This window comes from Nocardia farcinica, from assembly GCF_029867845.1.
Classification (GTDB): Bacteria; Actinomycetota; Actinomycetes; order Mycobacteriales; family Mycobacteriaceae; genus Nocardia; species Nocardia farcinica_A.
In genome coordinates this window covers 1-1182 of sequence record NZ_JARWRU010000386.1, presented here as the reverse complement: position 1 = coordinate 1182, position 1182 = coordinate 1, and the positions used below count along the sequence as shown (strand labels likewise).

Below are 1182 nucleotides of genomic sequence, written 5' to 3'. Positions count from 1 at the left end.
CCGCGGACCAGCCGCCGGCCGAGGCCCCGCCCCCCGAGGTGCCCCCCCCCCCCCCCCCGCCCCCCCCCGCCCCGGCCCCCCCCCGCCGGCCCGCGCCCCCCCGCCCCCGGCGGGGGGGCGGGCCGCCGGAGATCGCCGCGGCCAAGGAGGCCAGGCAGAGCACCGATCCCGCCGCCCAGCAGGCCGCCATGGCGGCGATGGACTGCACGAAGCAGGACCCGCTGGCGGGCAACGACGACCCGGAGCTGCCGCTGGTGACCTGCTCGCAGGACGGCACCGAGGTCTACCTGCTCGATGCCAGCCGCATCGACGGCCAGGAGATCAAGGACGCGGTGTCCAACTTCAACACCCAGCAGTCGCGCTGGGTGGTCAACCTGGAGTTCAAGAGCTCCGGCGCCGACGCCTGGGCCGATCTGACCGGTGAGTACCTGTACAAGCAGGTCGCCTTCGTGCTCGACTCCCAGGTGGTCAGCGCGCCGCGGGTGAACGCCGGTCCGCAGCTCGGCGGTTCCACCGAGATCTCCGGTCAGTTCACCGCCACCTCCGCCAAGGAGCTGGCGAACACGCTGAAGTACGGCTCGCTGCCGCTGTCGTTCCAGACCTCCGAGGCGGAGACCGTCTCGGCCACCCTCGGTCTGTCCTCGCTGAAGGCGGGCCTGATCGCGGGCGCGGTCGGCCTGCTGGTCGTGCTGCTGTACTGCCTGTTGTACTACCGCATGCTCGGACTGCTCACCGCCCTGTCGCTGGTCGGTTCCGGCTTCGCGGTGTACGGCCTGATGGTCCTGCTCGGCCGCTGGATCGGGTTCACCCTCGACCTGGCGGGCGTCGCGGGCCTGATCATCGGTATCGGCATGACCGCCGACTCGTTCGTGGTGTTCTTCGAACGTATCAAGGACGAGATGCGCGAGGGCCGCAGCTTCCGCTCGGCGGTGCCGCGCGGCTGGCAGCGCGCCCGCCGCACCATCCTGTCCGGCAACGCGGTCAGCTTCATCGCCGCCGCGGTGCTGTACGTGCTCGCGGTCGGCCAGGTCAAGGGCTTCGCCTTCACCCTCGGCCTGACCACCATCCTCGACGTGGTGGTGGTGTTCACGGTGACCGCCCCGTTGGTGCTGCTCGGGGCCCGCGCCCGGGTCTGGGGGGGAAAAAAAGAGTAAGCGTTGGGGGGGGGGGCGCCCCTGGCCA

1 protein-coding gene is annotated in these 1182 nt (G+C 71.8%); it reads left to right on the top strand.

Annotation, left to right across the window (positions count from 1 at the left end; genetic code table 11):
- Nucleotides 1–1154, top strand: a 1154-nt coding sequence (secD, locus tag QH283_RS08085) for a protein translocase subunit SecD (protein WP_280502397.1), incomplete at its 5' end; no start/stop codon positions are given.
- Nucleotides 1155–1182 lie beyond the last annotated feature (28 nt).